The organism is Pantoea sp. PNA 14-12, from assembly GCF_004364735.1.
Lineage (GTDB): Bacteria > Pseudomonadota > Gammaproteobacteria > Enterobacterales > Enterobacteriaceae > Pantoea > Pantoea stewartii.
The window spans coordinates 525,874-543,782 of the sequence record NZ_SOAJ01000003.1 but is presented as its reverse complement, the minus strand read 5'-3'; the positions used below and the strand labels follow the sequence as shown (position 1 = coordinate 543,782).

Sequence of the window (17,909 nt, the reverse complement as noted above, 5' to 3'; positions counted from 1 at the left end):
CCATGACAGACATTGATACCCTGATCAGTAATAACCGCGAGTGGTCCAGATTACTGGTCAAAGAAGATCCTGGTTTTTTTGAGCGACTGGCTCAGGCGCAAAAACCACGTTTCCTTTGGATTGGCTGTTCAGACAGTCGCGTCCCCGCAGAACGTCTGACCGGTCTTGAGCCAGGTGAACTGTTTGTCCACCGTAACGTTGCCAACCTGGTTATCCATACCGATCTTAACTGCCTTTCTGTGGTGCAGTACGCGGTTGAAGTGCTGGAAGTTGAACACATCATCGTGTGCGGCCACTATGGCTGCGGTGGCGTGCAGGCTGCCATGGATAACCCGGAGTTAGGGCTCATTGATAACTGGCTGCTGCACATTCGCGATCTCTGGTACAAGCATAGCGTGTTGCTGGGTGAACTGCCGCCCGATAAACGTCTGGATAAACTCTGCGAAATCAACGTTGTTGAGCAGGTCTACAATCTGGGGCATTCCACCATCTTGCAATCGGCCTGGAAGCGTGGACGTAAAGTCTCGCTACATGGCTGGGTCTACGGTATTCAGGATGGCTGCCTGCGTAACCTGAATGTTACCGCGAACAGCCGCGAAAACCTGGAGCAACGCTATCGTCACGGCATGGCTAACCTGTTAGTCAGTGGCGATTTTCACCGCCCCTGACGCTCGCGCGCGACAAGCCTACACGAATCCAGAGGTCAGAGCCTTGGAAGAATGTGCGGTCACTCGCCTGAGGATTCGAGGGGAACCACTTTGCCAATGTAAGGCAGATGGCGATAACGCTGCGCATAATCGATGCCAAAGCCCACCACGAACTCATCAGGGATAGCAAAGCCCACGAATTCAACCTGAACGTCGACTTCACGGCGTTCAGGCTTATCCAGCAGCGTACAGATGGCCAGGGATTTTGGCTCCCGCAGACGCAGGATTTCCCGCACTTTGCTGAGCGTATTGCCTGAGTCAATGATGTCTTCAACGATTAACACGTCTTTACCGCGGATATCCTCATCCAGATCTTTGAGGATTTTGACATCGCGACTGCTGGACATCCCGCTGCCGTAACTGGAGGCGGTCATAAAATCCACTTCGTGCGGAACGTCAATCACGCGGCATAAATCCGCCATAAACATAAATGAGCCACGAAGTAGCCCTACCAGCACCATATCGCTGCCGCTGTCGCGGTAGTGGTCGGTAATTTCTTTGCCCAGTTCCGCGATGCGCGCGGCGATTGCCTGCTCAGGGATCATTACGTCAACAGTGTGTTTCATTGCCTTCAGCCCGGTCTCTCACAAAGCCACGCAGTCTACCATAACAGAAGTCCCTACTGACGCCGCGCAGAGAACGCAAACGTTTACGTGCACTAAAAATCTTCACCTGCGCGCAGGCAGTTGCACAAACAGCATTACCTTAGAACAACCCGGCATTTAGCCGCATTAATAGCTGCATGATACGATTTTATCGACATATCGTTATGCAGTTAGCGACCTTATTGGGAGATCTCAATGACTTCACCCTCAAGTAAAAAAACGCACGTCGGCGACCGCCCACTGCATCCCGAAACACAAATGCTGAACTACGGTTATGATCCGCGCCTGTCTGAAGGGGCCGTGAAACCGCCGGTCTTTTTGACCTCCACCTTTGTGTTTAACAGTGCAGAAGAAGGCCGCGATTTTTTTGATTATGTTTCCGGCCGCCGTCAGCCTCCCGAAGGTAAAAGTGGCGGACTGGTGTATTCCCGCTTTAATCATCCCAACAGTGAGATTGTTGAGGACCGCCTCGCTCTCTACGAACAGGCAGAAAGTTGCGCGCTGTTTGCCTCCGGCATGGCGGCCATTTCGACGGCGTTGCTGACCTTTACGCGACCAGGGGAAGTGATTTTGCATTCCCAGCCCCTGTACGGCGGTACGGAAACGCTGCTCAGTAAAACCCTGCACAACCTTGATATTCGTGCGGTGGGTTTCACTGACGGGCATGATGAAGCCAAAGTGCGCGAGGCCGCCCAGCGTGCAATGGCGCAGGGACGCGTCGCCATGATCCTGGTGGAAACGCCGGCAAACCCGACGAACAGCCTTGTGAATATCGCGCTGATGGCCCGTATTGCGGACGAGATCGATCGTCAGCAGGGTTCACGCCCGGTCGTCGCCTGTGATAACACCTTACTGGGGCCGATTTTTCAGCAACCGCTCACGCTGGGCGCGGATTTATCGCTGTATTCCCTGACGAAATATGTGGGCGGTCACTCTGACCTGATTGCGGGTGCGGTGATGGGAAACAAAACACTTATGTCGCCGATCCGCGCTCTGCGTAGCGCTATTGGCACTCAGCTTGATCCGCATTCAAGCTGGATGATTGGCCGTTCGCTGGAAACGCTGTCGCTGCGCATGGAAAAAGCCTGCCACAACGCTGAAACCGTCGCCGCCTTTTTACGTACACATCCTGATGTCGCCGCCCTGCACTGGTTACCGTATCTGGATGCAGACAGCCCGGCAGGCAGAACCTATCGGGAACAATGCACCGGGGCCGGTTCAACTTTCTCTTTTGACATTGTCGGCGGACAACCTGCAGCGTTTCGTTTCCTGAATGCCCTGACGCTGTTTAAACAGGCCGTCAGTCTGGGCGGGACAGAATCGCTTGCCAGCCATCCTGCCACCACCACCCATTCTGGCGTGCCGGATACAGTGCGTCAGCGCATCGGGATCACCGACGCGACGATACGCTTATCCATCGGTATCGAGAACGCCGGGGATCTGGTGGAGGATATCCGTCTGGCGCTGGCGCAGGCCTGATATCAGGTCACGGTGAAGCCCAGCATCATGCCGGTGTCTTCATGCTCCAGTAAATGGCAATGCGCCATATACGCATGATCGGCGGCGGCAAGGTGGTTGAAGCGCACCAGCACTTCGCTACGCCAGCCGTCGACATTGACCATGTCTTTCCAGCCCTGACGGTGTGGCGCAGGTGGCTTGCCATTTTCAGACAGAATACGGAACTGGGTGCCGTGAATATGGAAAGGATGCAGCATGCTGTCGCCTTCACCGGAAATGGTCCATTTTTCAACGGTGCCCTGCTTCACATCAAAGGCTGGCCGCGTCATATCAAATGGCTGACCATTGATTTTATTGCCATTGTGAAAATCGTAGGCAGGCGCGGCCATCCCGTCATGGTCCATCTTCTGATGATCCATTCCCTGGGACGCGCTGTCGTGCTGCATCGCATGATCGTTACCGCTCATAGCCATATCATGGTGCGCGCCGTTCCCCATCGCTTTCGCGCCATAGCGTGCCATCAGCGCCTGCATACCTTGCTGATCCAGTTGGGGATCCATACTGAGTTGTAACCAGCGCGATGACAGACCGTCCGTTTTCGGTATGGCCGGTAATGTGGCTAGCTGATCCGGTAAAGTCGCGCTGGCCATGATCCGCAGCGGAATGATATTGACCAGCGGCAGGGGCCGATCGAAGGGAGCCAGCGTCATGCCCATTTGCGAAACAGGTAGCGTCACGATATCAAAAGCCTTGCCATCGGACGTATCGACCATAACTTCAAAGCGCTCGCCCGGCAGGAGCGGAAGGGAGTCGACCTTTACCGGCTCAGGCAGCAGACCGCCGTCACTGGCAATCACATACAGTGGGCGTTTATCGCTGGCAGCCAGATGCAGCGAACGGGCATTGCAGCCATTAAGCAAACGCAGACGTAACCATCCACGCGGTACGGCATGCTGAGGATACTGTGCACCGTTGGTCAGCATCATGTCGCCGAACCAGCCCACTGCGGCCCGCATAATATCAAGCTCATAATCGATGCGGTCACCGGATGAGGTGAGCTGTTTGTCCTGAAAAATCAGTGGAACATCGTCGGTGCCCCACTGATTAGGCAGACGAAGCGTCCCTGACGGCTGATCCTCTAACACAATCATGCCGGCCAGCCCCTGGGCAACCTGATGACCCGTTTTGCCATGCAGATGAGGATGATACCAGCAGGTGGCGGCAGGCTGGTCCGGCGTAAACGTCACCTGACGCGTGGCGCCCGGCGCAATGATTCCCTGCGGTCCACCGTCCACCTCGCCGGGGATTTCCAGACCGTGCCAGTGCAGGGTCGTCGCTTCACTAAGCCGGTTATGAATATTGATGGTGGCCGCCTTGCCACGCTGGAGCCGAATTGCGGGCCCCAACAGGCTGCCATTGTAGCCCCAGGTGGGTACGTCTTTGCCCTGCCACTGGCTGATGCCCGGCATCGCCGTCAGGCTGTACTCTCCTTTCGCATCCGCGTCCAGCAGGGAAGGAACCGGCAGCAGTGGCCGACTGGCCGCCATCAGGGATCGGCTCCAGAGCGGCAGCGCCCCTGCAGCACCCAGTGCCGCGCTCAGTTTCAGAAAGTGACGACGTTGCATAATCCGCATCCTTGTAACGAAATGACTTCAAGCCTAAACCCTGCCCTTATGGCAAGGTCAAGCATCAGCAGGCAGAATGCCCCAAAAATCGTAAATTGATCGAAAATCTTTACACAACTGTGCTAACGTCTTTCAGACGACTATTACATGAGAATATCTATGAAGAAGAGCATCAGGATCCTGCTACTGGCAGGACTCTTCGGCTTCTCCTCCACCAGCTTTGCCCTGAGCGAATCCGAAGCAGAAGATCTTGCCGATCTGACTGCGGTATTCGTTTATCTCAAGAACGACTGTGGCTATCAGGATTTGCCCGATGCGCAGATCCGCAAGGCGTTGGTGTTTTTTGCCCAGCAAAACCGCTGGGATTTAAGCAATTACAACAACTACAACATGAAAGCCCTGGGTGAAGACAGTTACCGTGATTTAAGCGGTATCGCGATTGCCAACGACAAAAAATGTAAGTCGCTGGCCAGAGATTCTCTCAGCTTGCTTGCCTATGTAAAGTAGCTCCCCAGCCCGCTCTCCCGTCAGACATTTGACCGTGCAACGACTATCATAGTTAGCTATGATGTTTCGCCGATTTTTATGGCAATGTCACGAAGGAGAGCCCCATCATGGCCCAAAACGAGATGTGGTATGAAACACTTCATACCGGCTTTGGCCAGTATTTTACCGTCGATAAAGAGCTTTATCGTGATAAAACGGCCCACCAGGATTTAATCATCTTTGAAAATGCGGCGATGGGCCGCGTTATGGCGCTGGATGGCGTGGTGCAAACGACCGAACGTGATGAATTTATCTATCACGAAATGATGACGCATGTGCCGTTGCTGGCGCATGGTGCCGCCAAAAGCGTACTGATTATTGGAGGGGGCGATGGCGCGATGTTGCGCGAAGTGTCCCGCCATACCGGCATTGAGAAAATCACCATGGTCGAGATCGACGCCGGCGTGGTGACCTTCTGTCGTCAGTATCTGCCGAACCACAGCGCTGGTGCGTACGACGATCCGCGTTTTAATCTGGTCATCGATGATGGTGTGAATTTCGTCAACCGCACCACCGAAAAGTTTGACGTTATCATCTCTGACTGTACCGATCCCATTGGGCCTGGCGAAAGCCTGTTTACGTCCGACTTTTATGCGGGCTGTAAAAATGCGCTGAATGAAAATGGGATCTTTGTTGCCCAGAACGGCGTTTGCTTCCTGCAGCAGGATGAAGCGGTTAACAGCCATCGTAAACTCAGCCATTACTTTGCCGATGTCAGTTTTTACCAGGCGGCCATCCCAACCTACTACGGCGGCATCATGACCTTTGCCTGGGCAAGCGATAATCCGGCCCTGCGCCAGCTTGATCCCGCCCTTCTGCAGGCGCGCTTTGCGGCCTCGGGCCTGAACTGCCGTTACTACACACCGGCGATCCACACGGGCAGCTTTGCTCTGCCACAATATCTGTTGAATGCTCTGTCAGAGACGCGCTGATCGATCATTTATAAGGGGGTGAATAAAATTGCAAAAGCTAAAACTGCATGGCTTCAATAATCTGACCAAAAGCCTGAGTTTTTGTATCTACGATATTTGCTATGCGAATACCGAAGCCGAGCGCGATGGTTATATTGCTTATATCGATGAGCAATACAATGCCAATCGCCTGACGGAAATTTTGACCGAAACCTGTTCGATTATTGGTGCGAATGTGCTGAACATTGCGCGCCAGGATTATGAGCCACAGGGTGCCAGCGTCACGATTTTGGTCAGTGAAGAACCTGTTGATCCTAAAGATATTGATACGTCTGAGCATCCCGGCCCGTTGCCTAATTCCGTGGTCGCGCATCTTGATAAAAGCCATATTTGTGTGCACACGTATCCGGAAAGCCATCCTGAAGGCGGCCTCTGTACCTTCCGTGCAGACATTGAGGTCTCAACCTGCGGCGTGATCTCACCGCTTAAGGCGCTCAATTACCTGATTCACCAGCTGGAATCTGACATTGTCACTGTGGACTACCGTGTACGGGGTTTTACACGTGATGTGAACGGCGTTAAACACTTTATCGACCATGAAATTAACTCCATCCAAAACTTCATGTCCGACGATATGAAGCGGATGTACGATATGGTTGATGTGAATGTTTACCAGGAAAACATCTTCCATACCAAGATGTTGCTGAAAGAATTCGATTTAAAACATTATCTCTTTAATACCCGCCCGGAAGATCTGACACCGCAGGAGCACAAACGCATTACTGACCTGCTGTGGAAAGAGATGCGTGAGATTTATTACGGTCGCAATATTCCGTCTGTGGGATTAAAAACCTACTAAGTTATGCCCCCTTTGCGGGGCATTCTCTCTTTCGTCTGCCTGTTATCTGTCACAGCCCGTTCAGGGCCACTTATTGCGCCCTGCGAACCAGGGTAGCCCCGGCTGCCTTTCTTTCGCGGCATGTGGTCTTGCGATGGTGAGACTGGCAGACCCGTTACGACGTTCTTCCGTGAAATAAATCAGCCGCCCCCTGCGTTCTGTTGTGAAGACGCTACTTCCGAGATCGTCCCGTAACGCCCGTCAGTAACAGGCCACAGTGTGGCACTAACACAAACTCACCACAGTAATCCCTGCCGAGCCGTTCGCCCCATGATAAAACATTAATTAAATTTACCATGAATACAGTAAGGATAATAAAGTTTTATGACACTATAAAATAGACCAGCCTCCCTTTCCTCGCCTGGATTTTATGAGGAAAATCACACTTTAACGGCCTGCTAAGTTACTTAATTTTCCATGAAAACTAAGATGATGGAGAAAAACCAGGAGCATTTAATTTATAAACACCTTTAAATCAATAAGATGAAAGATTGCGGATTAAAAACAGCGATAAAACATAAAAATAACTTAATGATTACCATTTGCTGTGATATACATTAGAAAACTTTAATATTTGATGATGTTTCTTGGTGGGGAGAGTGATATGAGTCACGGTTATTCTGTAGTAAACATAAATGAACTTAACATTTATGTGGAGTTAACAAAATGCAGTGTCCCGACCCGTAACAGGACCATCCTGATTAACGGTGCACTGGCAACCTCGTCTTCTTTCCGCAACTGGAAACGCTTCCTGGCGGATAAATCAGATGTCATTACGTTTGATCTTCCGTTCTCAGGCAAATCAAAACCCTTCAACGAACAGGGCTGCCATATCGTCACGCTTGATGATGAAGTCACGATTATTCGCGAGCTGATTTCAATTTATAAGCCCAATATTATTGCCTCAGCCTCCTGGGGCGGTGCATCGACTCTCAAGCTCTTGAATCACGGTGAGGAGGGCCTGGAACATGCCATCATCGCGTCCTATTCCTTTGAATTTAATGACCGTATGCGGACTTACGTGAAGCAAGCCAATCTGTTTTCAAAAGAGAAGAACTTTGTCGAGCTTGCGCATTTGATGAATGACGAAGTGGGTGCATATCTGCCGAATAAAATGAAGTTCTGCAACTTCAGGCATCTGACGTCGCTGGATGAGATTGAATACCGTCAGGGGCGTTTCCATCTTGAGCAGATTGCCACGCTGCGCAACCACGACTACAAAAACATTATTGATAACTCGGCCTGCCAGTTTCACTTTATCAACGGCGACCTGGATATTCATACGCCGCAAAAAAACATCGAAGAGATATGCGGCGAGTCGGATAAAACGCGCTTTTATCAAATCAGGGATGCGGGACATTTTCTGGATCTGGAAGGCAAGCGCAGCCGGGAAAGGACCGCTGCCGCCTTCAACACTATTTTTAGTCAGATTGGTGTCTGAGATGAAAGTGATTATTGGCGCACTGGGCTCAGCAGGCGATGTCTTTCCCTGTATTGAGATTGGCTCGCTGTTAAAAGAAAAGAATCATGATGTTTACCTGCTCGCTAACGACTATTTCAGATCTGAGGCAGTAGATCGCGGCCTGTCCTTTGTGGCGGTCGGCGACAAAGAGGCTTATGTGAAAGCCGTCCAGGATCGGGCGTTATGGGACAAAAAGCACGCCCTGAAACGGATTTCACATTATATGGCGGAACAGCAGGAGTCGATGTTCGATGCCATGAGCGCTCTTGTCGAAGATGACGCCATCATCATTCACTCTTTATGGTGTTTTGCGGCGAAAGCCGTCAGCGAGAAATACCGGTTAAAGAAATATGCTATCAGCCTGACCAATTCAAATTTAAAATTGCAGCCCGGGCGTATTATCCATGCGCTGGAAAAAAGCCTGCGTGTCAGTCTGAACTGGAAACTGGCTTTATTTCAACGGGCCCTGGTTTCGCCTGCACTCCAGCGTACCATCGACACGCTGCGACGCGACCATAATCTGCCCGCCTCTCGCAATATTTACGCTGACTGGGTCAATAACGAACCGCAGTCGATTGTGTTATACGAACCCTGGTTTTATCAAAAGAAAGCGCGCGAGGGATTTTATGCCGGTTTTTTACTGAACAAGAGCCGGGCGTCGCTGGATGACGATCGTATTACCGATTTTATTGACTCCCGTACGGTGGTCTTTTTTACCAGTTGGGCCCTGGCTGAACAATCATCCGTGACACGCGTTTTACAGGACTTAAAAACAGAAGGACTGAAGTGCGTGCTTGTTACGCCAACCGCAGCCGCGTTAGCGGTAAACGATGATGTGATGACGCTGCCGCATCTCAATATTGCCCTGACTGAAACCTGCTTATTTGCCATTCATCATGGCGGTATTGGCACCACCGCGCAGTTGCTCAAGAACGGGGTGCCTCAACTGATTTATCCGTGCGCATTTGATCAGTTTGAAAATGCCCGCGCCCTTGAACGACTGGCCTGCGGCCTCAAGGGAAAAGGGATCAGGGAAATCAGAAAAATGGCGGCACTTGCACGTCAGAAGAAACACAACTGCGACTTTTATGCTGTGCAACTGGCTAATCAAACCCACAGAGGTCTTGAGCTGGAACGCTTTCTGACCCGTTAAACGCGTCTTCAGGCCAGGCATCGGGGTGCATGCCTGGCCTGAAGGCATCAGACCTGAAACGCCGCGGTTAACATGCGCAGACTGCGCGCCTGTTCAGTTAAGGATTGCGATGCCGAAGCCGACTGCTCCACCAGCGCGGCATTGCTTTGTGTGACGCTGTCCATCTGCGTGACGGCAATGCTGACCTGCGAAACGCCCTGCATTTGTTCCACTGATGCCAGCGCCAGACCATCCATATACTGTGCCAGTGACGCGACTTCACTTGCCGCTTTAAGAATACTCTGGGCGGTATGATCGGCCGCCTGTACACCTTTCGCCACGCCGGTGACCGCTTCTTCAATCAGGTTACCGATTTCACGCGACGATGATGCGCTGCGCTGTGCCAGCGTACGGACTTCCGTTGCGACAACGGCAAAGCCACGACCGTGCTCACCCGCTCTTGCCGCTTCTACCGCCGCATTCAGCGCCAGAATGTTGGTCTGAAAAGCGATACTTTGAATAACCGCGGTAATCTCTTTCACTTTCGCCGCGCTCACCGAAATGCTGTGCATCGTGTGGCTCATTTCATTGACGGCTTTTTCGCTGGCGCGCGTCAGTGATTCCGTCTCCCGGGCCGAAGACGCTGTAGATTCAGCGACAGAGGTGTTATTGCGAACCGTCGCAGTAATTTGTTCCATGCTTGCCGCCGTCTGTTGCAATGCCGCAGCCTGCTCTTCCGTACGGGAGGACAGCTCGGTATTGCCCTGCGCAATTTCACTGGCCGCCAGTTCAACCGATGCCGCAGAATCTTTGATCTGGGTCACCAGGTTCCGCAAATGATTTTGCATGTTCGCCAGGGCCGTCAGCAGCTTTCCGGTTTCATCCTGACGGTTTACGGTAATCACAGAGGTCAGATCGCCCCGGGCAATGGTATCGGCCGTGTGCACCGCGACAGCCAGAGGACGAGAAATACTGCGGGAAATCAGCAGGCCCAGAATCAGGGAAATTCCCGCTGACAGTAGCAGTCCGGCCACCAGGATCACGCGCGTTTTGGTCCGCTCGCTTGTCAGTTCATCTTCACGCGATTTGAGTAACGATTTCTCCGTGACAATCATGGATTCAATCACGTTACGCATCGCATCCATTTGCACTTTACCTTCATCAGTCGCAAAGATGTCTAAAAAGTGTTGCTGGTCGAGGTTCCCCTGATTCAGACGCTCACGCGCCGCCATTACGTTACGGGCATAGCTTTCCAGCCAGTTCTTCTGTCTGCTTTCCAGATCGACTAAGCGTTGCTGCTGCACCGGATTGTCCTGCGTCAGCTGATGTGTACTCGCGGTGTAGTCGCTAAAGGCCTGTTTACCCTGATTAAAGGGTGCCAGCATTTGTGTCTGACCGCTAAGTGCATAACCCCGAAGGCCGGTTTCCATATTCAGCAGACTTTCGGTCACCTTATTCAGGCCTTCAACCACCTGATAGGTATGAACGTTAAGTTTGCTGGCCTGCGTGACGCGATTAAACCCCATATAAAACAGACTGCATACCACAATCATGACAAGCGTCATGGCACCAAACGCCATATAAAGGCGGGTTCTGATAGATGTATTGCTGAGCATAATATCTCCGCGAGTGGAAAGAGAATAATTAAATTCCATTAATTCACGAGAATAATGGCAAGGCACATTAATAAATCAGGCATATAAATTTAATGAAAAGCCTGACCACTCAACCGATCGGTGAGTGACGTAGAAATGAACGCATCAATGTTAAGTTGATTATTAGCGCTCTCGCGGAAATTTCCACTGCGTTACAATTTAAATTAGCGTTAGCGGAAATAACGAGAAAACAGGGAGGAGGATAATCCCTGTTATCGCCCTGTTCTCACGGTGCGCGTGGCCATAAAAAACTGAAAAATCAAACAGATTAAGCATTCAAAAAGGACAGTGAAGCCTGTTTCGTTTTACCGAACAATAAATTTGACTTAAGCGAGTAGTTGCATTCAGGTAACGAAATGTAACAGCACCCTTGGGGAGTACAGCATTACACATCGAACAGGGAGCGTAGGGATTTATTATATTTTAATAATGGAGAATATCGCGCCCTTTATTAAACAGGGCACAGCTATTCTCATCATTCCGCCAAATTTCCCCTGACTTATCCTGTCGAAACGCAATTCTGGCCTGCACATCTGCAGGCTCAGGTTTACTCATTCAGATACAGCTCCTCAATATAATGCAGCGCATCACAGAGCGTATCATCCGTCCCGAATCCCCCTGCTTTAGTGATAACGGGCAGATCATCGATGTCACTGTTTACGAAGGTGCCACACGGGATACAGGGCGCCACTTCACCATGGATACGGTAACCTTCTGCGCCGAGAGCATTCGCCACCGCGATCGCGATGTCGCCGCCCGTCAGGAACAGCCCACCCGTACGGGCACGATCCAGGATCGCTAAGGTGATATCCCCCATTCGCCGACTCAGCGTTTCGCCCAACGCCTCGCGACTCAATGCATATTTTCCGGTCAGCGCTGCAATCTGGTTACGGTCGTCCCCGTGGCTGCTGGTCTGCAGAACACAGTGCCTGTTCTGTGCAAGGATCTGGCACGCCTGCTCTACGATCTCTTTTTGCTCTTTCTCAGGTGCAAGCAGGGTTTCGACCGCGATTCTGACCACGTCAGCCCGCCCCAGACGTTGCGCCTGAGCTACCTGACGCCGGGTCATTTCACTCATCGAGCCCGCCACCACCAGAACCGGAAGCGTTTGATCGCTGTCCATATAGCTGTCGGTCGGAAGCGCGTTGGCCAGTCCCGCCGCCCCAACCAGCAAAGGGCGCGCAGCCATTGAGAGAGCAGCCCGGGCAATGAGGGCCAGATCGTTATCGCTTTCTGCATCAATAATGACGATGCTGGCGGGCTGTTGGCGCAGGTTTTCAAGCCGGTCTGCGAGGTCGCCACGCCTGACGTCGTCCAGCGTCATCTCCCTGACAGGCAGATCGGTCTGTAAGCCGATCAGCGTGCGGATACGCGAGGAGATAATCGGTGTGCGCGGATCGCTGGCAAACTCGGTTTCCAGCAGCGGGCGCTGGTGAACCCAGCATTCACCATTGCGCGTCATGCGCCCCGCAGACGGAATGGCTGCGGCGACAATCGCCAGCGTGGTTCCGCTGGCGGCCATAGCGGCAGCAATCTCTGCGCCGGGATTGCCACGAAAGGTAGAGTCGATTTTTTTATAGATCAGCACGCTGTTTTGCCCAGGGCGCACCCAGGGAGACAGCGCCTGTTTCACCGCAACCGCCGCCTGCTCAGCGCTGAGTGCCCGGCTGTCTGTGTTAATCACCAGCACATCAGCGCGACGTGAGGGCTTTTGCTGTGACGTCAGCATCACTTCCGTACGTGCCCCTTTTTTAGCCAGTTGCACGCCCGTATCATTCGCACCGGTAAAGTCGTCGGCAATAACGATCATTTTCATCGTGATTTTTCCGTAGATGAAGCGACAACCCGTCGCTGATTACCTTTTGCCACCCAGGAAGGTCAGCATCGGCGTTAAAAGGGCGGTGACAATCACCGATGTCGCAATCAGCGGCGTTGCCGCGGCGACCACACAAGACAGGGCCGGATCGGCCTGCGCCAGCGCAGCCGGCGTGACGGCAGTTGTCCTGGCCGCGGCCCCTGCCGGGACCGTATGAAGACCGCCGTTGCTGTTCTCCATCGCCGCAATGACCGCAACGGATGACAATCCCCACCGGCCTTCAGGGCCAGACAACGTATCGACAGACAGACCCAGCGCGACAGCAGCAAGACACTTCGTCACGGTGATACCGCCGCCCGTAACCCGCGCCTGGGGCAGCGCTTTAACCGATCTCATGCATAACAAAAAAACACCGATAAGCGCAGGCACGTCCTCTTTAAACGGTGCCGTCGTAAAGCCCCCTGTCCCTGAGGCGTCGGGAGCCAGCGTGTTAGCGGCGGCCCCCAGCACCAACGGGGTAATCATCATTCCGCCAGGCACTTTTTCGATTGTTTCCTTAATCTTCATACCACCACCTTAGTGATTAATTATAATCACCATGATGATATTAAATCACAAGAATAAAATATGCGGCGGGAATCTCAGATTAAAACGCTGATAATTGAGCATTATCAATCAACAAAGGAGGTAAATGGCGATCGGTGTGCAAGCTTTCAATCATTTGCCCGACATAAATCGCCGCCAGGCGGCAATCACGGCCAGGAAATCTTCCTTACCGCAGAAGCACAGGCTTTCTTCATCGTAGTAATTCATGCCCTCTTCCATCTCATCGCCTTCGAAATTCAATGTATTCGCGCGGACAATGACCTCTTCATCATCCATCCAGAGCGTATATTCGCGCCCGATGCGCTGCCACTGGCGCTCACTGCCTGTAAGTTTTTGGGCTTCGGCTTCAACCTCATCCAGCACGCTGGCGTCATGCCCGACTTCTTCATTAAACCAGTGGCCTAATGCTTCATGGCCCATCGACATGCGCACTTTTACCTTGCCCGTGATGTCGCGTAAAAATTCATACTCCATGATCTTATCTCTTTGTCAGTTACTCGCGCTGTTATACCGCTATTTTTATTGCCGTGCACCTGCTTAGCGCGCCTATCCAGATTCCCTGGACGCCCCTTTTCAGGCATAAAAAAAGAGGAGCGCCGGGGCGCTCCTCTCAAACAGAACGATCGTCACCTGTCAGACGGCAGTCTGGAAAATCACGCCGTCTGCTTTTTCCGTGTACTGACTCAACTGGTCAAAGTTGAGATAGCGATAGGTGTCAGTGGCTGTTTTATCAACCTGTGCCATGAACTGCTGATACTCATCTGGCGTAGGCAGTTTACCTAACAGCGATGAGACGGCAGCCAGCTCCGCAGAGGCCAGATAGACATTAGCCCCTGTACCCAGACGGTTCGGAAAGTTACGGGTTGACGTCGAGACCACCGTTGCGCCGTCAGCCACACGTGCCTGGTTACCCATGCACAGTGAACAGCCCGGGATCTCAATACGCGCACCGCTCTTACCAAATACGCTGTAGTAACCTTCTTCTGTCAGCTGAGCCGCGTCCATTTTGGTCGGTGGTGCAACCCACAGACGGGTTGGTAACTGGCCTTTATGGCTGTCCAGCAACTTACCTGCCGCACGGAAGTGACCGATATTGGTCATGCACGAGCCGATAAAGACTTCATCAATCTTCTCACCCTGCACATCAGACAGCAGACGCGCATCGTCCGGATCGTTTGGCGCACACAGAATCGGCTCTTTGATCTCAGCCAGATCGATGTCAATCACCGCGGCATATTCCGCATCGGCGTCGGCTTCAAGCAACTGTGGATCCGCCAGCCATTTCTCCATGCCTTCGATACGGCGCTCCAGCGTACGACGATCGCCGTAGCCTTCCGAGATCATCCATTTCAAGAGGACAATGTTAGAGGTCAGGTACTCTTTGATCGGCGCCTGATCCAGCTTAATGGTACAGCCTGCAGCAGAACGTTCTGCAGACGCATCGGTCAGTTCGAACGCCTGCTCAACTTTCAGATCGGGCAGACCTTCAATTTCAAGGATGCGGCCAGAGAAGATGTTCTTCTTGCCTTTCTTCTCGACGGTCAGCAGGCCCTGCTTAATGGCATACAGCGGAATGGCGTGAACCAGATCGCGCAGCGTAATGCCAGGCTGCATTTTACCTTTGAAACGTACCAGCACCGATTCCGGCATATCGAGCGGCATAACGCCCGTTGCCGCAGCAAAGGCGACCAGGCCCGAGCCTGCCGGGAACGAAATCCCGATAGGGAAACGCGTATGAGAATCGCCACCTGTTCCGACGGTATCCGGCAGCAGCATACGGTTCAGCCAGGAGTGAATAACCCCGTCACCCGGACGCAGAGAAATCCCGCCGCGGTTCATGATGAAGTCAGGTAACGTATGGTGCGTGTTCACATCCACCGGCTTAGGATAAGCCGCCGTGTGACAGAACGACTGCATGACCAGGTCAGCCGAAAAGCCCAGGCAGGCCAGGTCTTTCAGTTCGTCTCGGGTCATTGGACCGGTAGTATCCTGTGAGCCCACAGAGGTCATCTTAGGTTCGCAGTACGCACCGGGACGGATGCCGTCAACACCACAGGCACGGCCCACCATTTTCTGTGCCAGCGAGTAGCCACGTGTGCTTTCAGCCACGTCTTTCGCGATACGGAACACGGTACTGGCAGGCAGCCCCAGCGATTCGCGCGCTTTGGTCGTCAGGCCACGGCCAATGATCAGGGGAATACGACCACCAGCACGGACTTCATCGATCAGGACGTCGGTTTTCAGTTCAAAACTGGCCAGCAGGTCGCCGGTTTCGTGGTTGCGGACTTCACCTTTGAAGGGGTAGATATCAATGACATCGCCCATATTCAGGTTGTTCACATCCACTTCAATCGGCAGCGCGCCTGCATCTTCCATGGTGTTGAAGAAGATAGGGGCAATCTTGCCACCCAGCACAACGCCACCGCCTTTTTTGTTTGGCACGTTCGGAATGTCATCGCCCATAAACCACAGCACCGAGTTGGTCGCCGATTTACGTGATGAACCGGTGCCTACAACGTCACCGACGTAGGCCAGCGGAAAACCTTTGGCCTGCAGCGCTTCAATTTGTTTGATCGGTCCGATGTTGCCTGGCTCATCTGGCTCAATGCCTTCGCGGGCATTTTTCAGCATTGCCAGCGCATGCAGAGGGATATCAGGACGTGACCAGGCATCCGGTGCCGGAGACAGATCGTCTGTATTGGTTTCGCCAGTGACTTTGAAAACCGTTACGGTAATTTTTTCAGCCAGCTCTGGACGTGACAGATACCATTCGGCATCCGCCCATGACTGCATCACCTGTTTCGCATGCGCGTTGCCTGCTTTGGCTTTTTCTTCAACGTCGTAAAAGCTGTCAAACATCAGCAACGTGTGGGAAAGCGCTTTTGCCGCAATCGGCGCGAGTTTCGCATCATCTAATGCTTCAATCAGAGGATGGATGTTGTAACCGCCCTGCATGGTACCGAGCAGTTCAACGGCTTTTTCAGGAGATACCAGAGGAGAGGTTGTTTCGCCTTTGGCGACAGCAGCCAGGAAACCTGCTTTAACATACGCCGCTTCATCGACGCCGGGTGGTACGCGGTTGACCAACAAATCGGTCAAAAATTCTTCTTCACCCGCAGGTGGATTTTTTAGCAGTTCAACCAGCGCGGCCATCTGGGAAGCATCTAATGGCTTAGGTACGATCCCTTGGGCAGCACGCTCGGCAACGTGCTTACGGTATTCTTCTAGCACGACGTTCTCCTCGCTCTCATTGTATGGGTTTCCGGTGCACCCTGATGACAACGCATTCCATGAGTAGGGTAAGGTGCCCGGTTCCGCGTGGGGCAGCATAGCAGGATTTCAACAGCTTGTTAATCTGTTTACAAAAAAGCAACATTGCGGTTTTCTGCAGCAGAATGCGCTACCTGAACAGAGATAAACGAAAAAAACGCAGGGCTTAATGCCCTGCCGGTTAACCCAGTCATTTCGCTGTAAGCTTAACGATCGATCATGCCATATTCTGCATCCGCATAGCGTTCACCCCGCACGTTTTGCGGCGCAAAGAGCCTGTCCAGCGTGTCACTGTCCGCCCCTGTCAGGACGACATTCGCTGCGGCACAGTTTTCTTCCAGATGATGGGCCTTGCTCGCTCCCGGAATCGGCACAATATCTTCCCCCTTCGCCATGACCCATGCCAGCGCCAGTTGTGCCGCAGTAATACCATAACTGTGTGCCATCTCAGTGAGCTGCGCGACTAACTTTTGGTTATGTTCCTGTGCCTGCTCCTGAAAACGGGGCAAACTGCGGCGGAAGTCATGCGGATCCAGCGCGTCCACGGACGTCAGTTTGCCCGTCAGGAAGCCCCGGCCCAACGGACTGTAAGGCACAAAACCGACATTCAGTTCACGACAGGTCGCCAGAATGTCCTGCTCGGGATCGCGGGTCCAGAGTGAGTATTCGCTTTGTAAGGCAGAAACGGGATGGACGGCACAGGCGCGCCGCAGCGTAGCAGATGAGACTTCAGACAACCCAATATAGCGGGCTTTTCCCTCTTTAATCAGATCCGCCATCGTGCCAATCACGTCTTCAATCGGTACGCTCGGATCAAAACGGTGCTGGTAAAGCAGATCGATATGATCGGTCCCCAAACGGGTTAACGATCCTTCGACTGCACGGCGAATATGCTGAGGCTGGCTGTTAACGCCCGTCATCTTTTCCCAGCCCTGACCTTCGCCAGTAATCGCAAAACCAAATTTTGTGGCAACCGTGATATTGTCGCGGCGGCCTTTAAGGGCTTTAGCGATGAGCACCTCGTTGGTAAAGGGACCGTAGATTTCGGCGGTATCCAGAAAGTTGATGCCCAGTTCAAACGCGCGCGACAGCGTATTTAATGCCTGCTGCTCATCATGATTGCCATAGGCGAAGGTCATGCCCATACAGCCGAGTCCCAGTGCTGAAACCCGTAATCCCTGATTACCCAATTGACGTTGTTGCATGATGTTTTCCTCT

At 52.7% G+C, this 17,909-nt stretch carries 14 protein-coding genes and 1 pseudogene; 7 read left to right on the top strand and 8 right to left on the bottom strand.

Annotated elements, in window-relative coordinates:
- The first annotated feature begins 2 nt into the window (after positions 1–2).
- The gene (can, locus tag C7434_RS13545; RefSeq protein WP_033740288.1) at positions 3–668 is read left to right on the top strand and encodes a carbonate dehydratase; all 666 of its coding nucleotides are present in this window, start codon (positions 3–5) and stop codon (positions 666–668) included.
- Positions 669–727: 59 nt separating this feature from the next.
- On the opposite strand, the gene hpt is transcribed toward can, so the two are convergent.
- Positions 728–1,273: a hypoxanthine phosphoribosyltransferase gene (gene hpt, locus C7434_RS13540; RefSeq protein WP_006117719.1), complete on the bottom strand. Its 546-nt coding sequence runs from the start codon at positions 1,271–1,273 to the stop codon at positions 728–730.
- A 234-nt stretch (positions 1,274–1,507) separates the two neighbouring features.
- Between hpt and C7434_RS13535 the strand changes: the two genes are divergently transcribed.
- Complete coding sequence (locus C7434_RS13535; RefSeq protein ID WP_033740287.1) at positions 1,508–2,791, top strand: cystathionine gamma-synthase family protein; 1,284 nt, start codon at positions 1,508–1,510, stop codon at positions 2,789–2,791.
- A gap of 2 nt (positions 2,792–2,793) precedes the next feature.
- On the opposite strand, the gene cueO is transcribed toward C7434_RS13535, so the two are convergent.
- Entirely contained in the window at positions 2,794–4,395 is a 1,602-nt protein-coding gene (cueO, locus tag C7434_RS13530) for a multicopper oxidase CueO (RefSeq protein ID WP_133745540.1), read from the bottom strand.
- A gap of 159 nt (positions 4,396–4,554) precedes the next feature.
- Here cueO and C7434_RS13525 point away from each other — a divergent pair, with 159 nt between their 5' ends.
- The 5 genes from C7434_RS13525 (at position 4,555) to C7434_RS13505 (ending at position 9,365) form a co-directional block, all read left to right on the top strand.
- The gene (locus tag C7434_RS13525) at positions 4,555–4,902 is read left to right on the top strand and encodes a YacC family pilotin-like protein (protein WP_006117717.1); all 348 of its coding nucleotides are present in this window, start codon (positions 4,555–4,557) and stop codon (positions 4,900–4,902) included.
- 107 nt (positions 4,903–5,009) lie between these two features.
- Positions 5,010–5,873 carry a polyamine aminopropyltransferase gene (speE, locus tag C7434_RS13520; RefSeq protein WP_006117716.1) on the top strand — a complete coding sequence of 288 codons (864 nt, stop codon included), beginning with the start codon at positions 5,010–5,012 and terminating at the stop codon, positions 5,871–5,873.
- Positions 5,874–5,901: 28 nt separating this feature from the next.
- The gene (gene speD / locus C7434_RS13515; RefSeq protein ID WP_033740284.1) at positions 5,902–6,711 is read left to right on the top strand and encodes an adenosylmethionine decarboxylase; all 810 of its coding nucleotides are present in this window, start codon (positions 5,902–5,904) and stop codon (positions 6,709–6,711) included.
- Between the two features lie 643 nt (positions 6,712–7,354).
- Entirely contained in the window at positions 7,355–8,191 is an 837-nt protein-coding gene (locus C7434_RS13510; protein ID WP_033740283.1) for an alpha/beta hydrolase, read from the top strand.
- A gap of 1 nt (position 8,192) precedes the next feature.
- Positions 8,193–9,365, top strand: coding sequence for a nucleotide disphospho-sugar-binding domain-containing protein (locus C7434_RS13505; protein ID WP_133745539.1), 1,173 nt, complete (start codon positions 8,193–8,195; stop codon positions 9,363–9,365).
- Between the two features lie 47 nt (positions 9,366–9,412).
- Here the strand turns inward: C7434_RS13505 and C7434_RS13500 are convergent, their stop codons facing one another.
- The 6 genes and pseudogenes from C7434_RS13500 to C7434_RS13475 form a co-directional block, all read right to left on the bottom strand.
- Positions 9,413–10,960, bottom strand: a complete 1,548-nt coding sequence (locus C7434_RS13500; RefSeq protein WP_006117711.1) for a methyl-accepting chemotaxis protein — start codon at positions 10,958–10,960, stop codon at positions 9,413–9,415.
- A gap of 586 nt (positions 10,961–11,546) precedes the next feature.
- Entirely contained in the window at positions 11,547–12,815 is a 1,269-nt protein-coding gene (locus C7434_RS13495) for a four-carbon acid sugar kinase family protein (RefSeq protein WP_133745538.1), read from the bottom strand.
- Positions 12,812–13,382, bottom strand: a pseudogene (locus tag C7434_RS13490) (2-keto-3-deoxygluconate permease). The gene C7434_RS13495 and the pseudogene C7434_RS13490 overlap by 4 nt, the downstream one beginning before the upstream one ends.
- Positions 13,383–13,532: 150 nt before the next feature.
- Positions 13,533–13,895 carry a protein YacL gene (yacL, locus tag C7434_RS13485; RefSeq protein WP_006117708.1) on the bottom strand — a complete coding sequence of 121 codons (363 nt, stop codon included), beginning with the start codon at positions 13,893–13,895 and terminating at the stop codon, positions 13,533–13,535.
- 159 nt (positions 13,896–14,054) lie between these two features.
- On the bottom strand, positions 14,055–16,652 hold the full coding sequence (gene acnB, locus C7434_RS13480) for a bifunctional aconitate hydratase 2/2-methylisocitrate dehydratase (RefSeq protein WP_133745537.1): 2,598 nt from the start codon (positions 16,650–16,652) through the stop codon (positions 14,055–14,057).
- A 245-nt stretch (positions 16,653–16,897) separates the two neighbouring features.
- Positions 16,898–17,896, bottom strand: coding sequence for an aldo/keto reductase (locus tag C7434_RS13475; protein WP_133745536.1), 999 nt, complete (start codon positions 17,894–17,896; stop codon positions 16,898–16,900).
- Positions 17,897–17,909 lie beyond the last annotated feature (13 nt).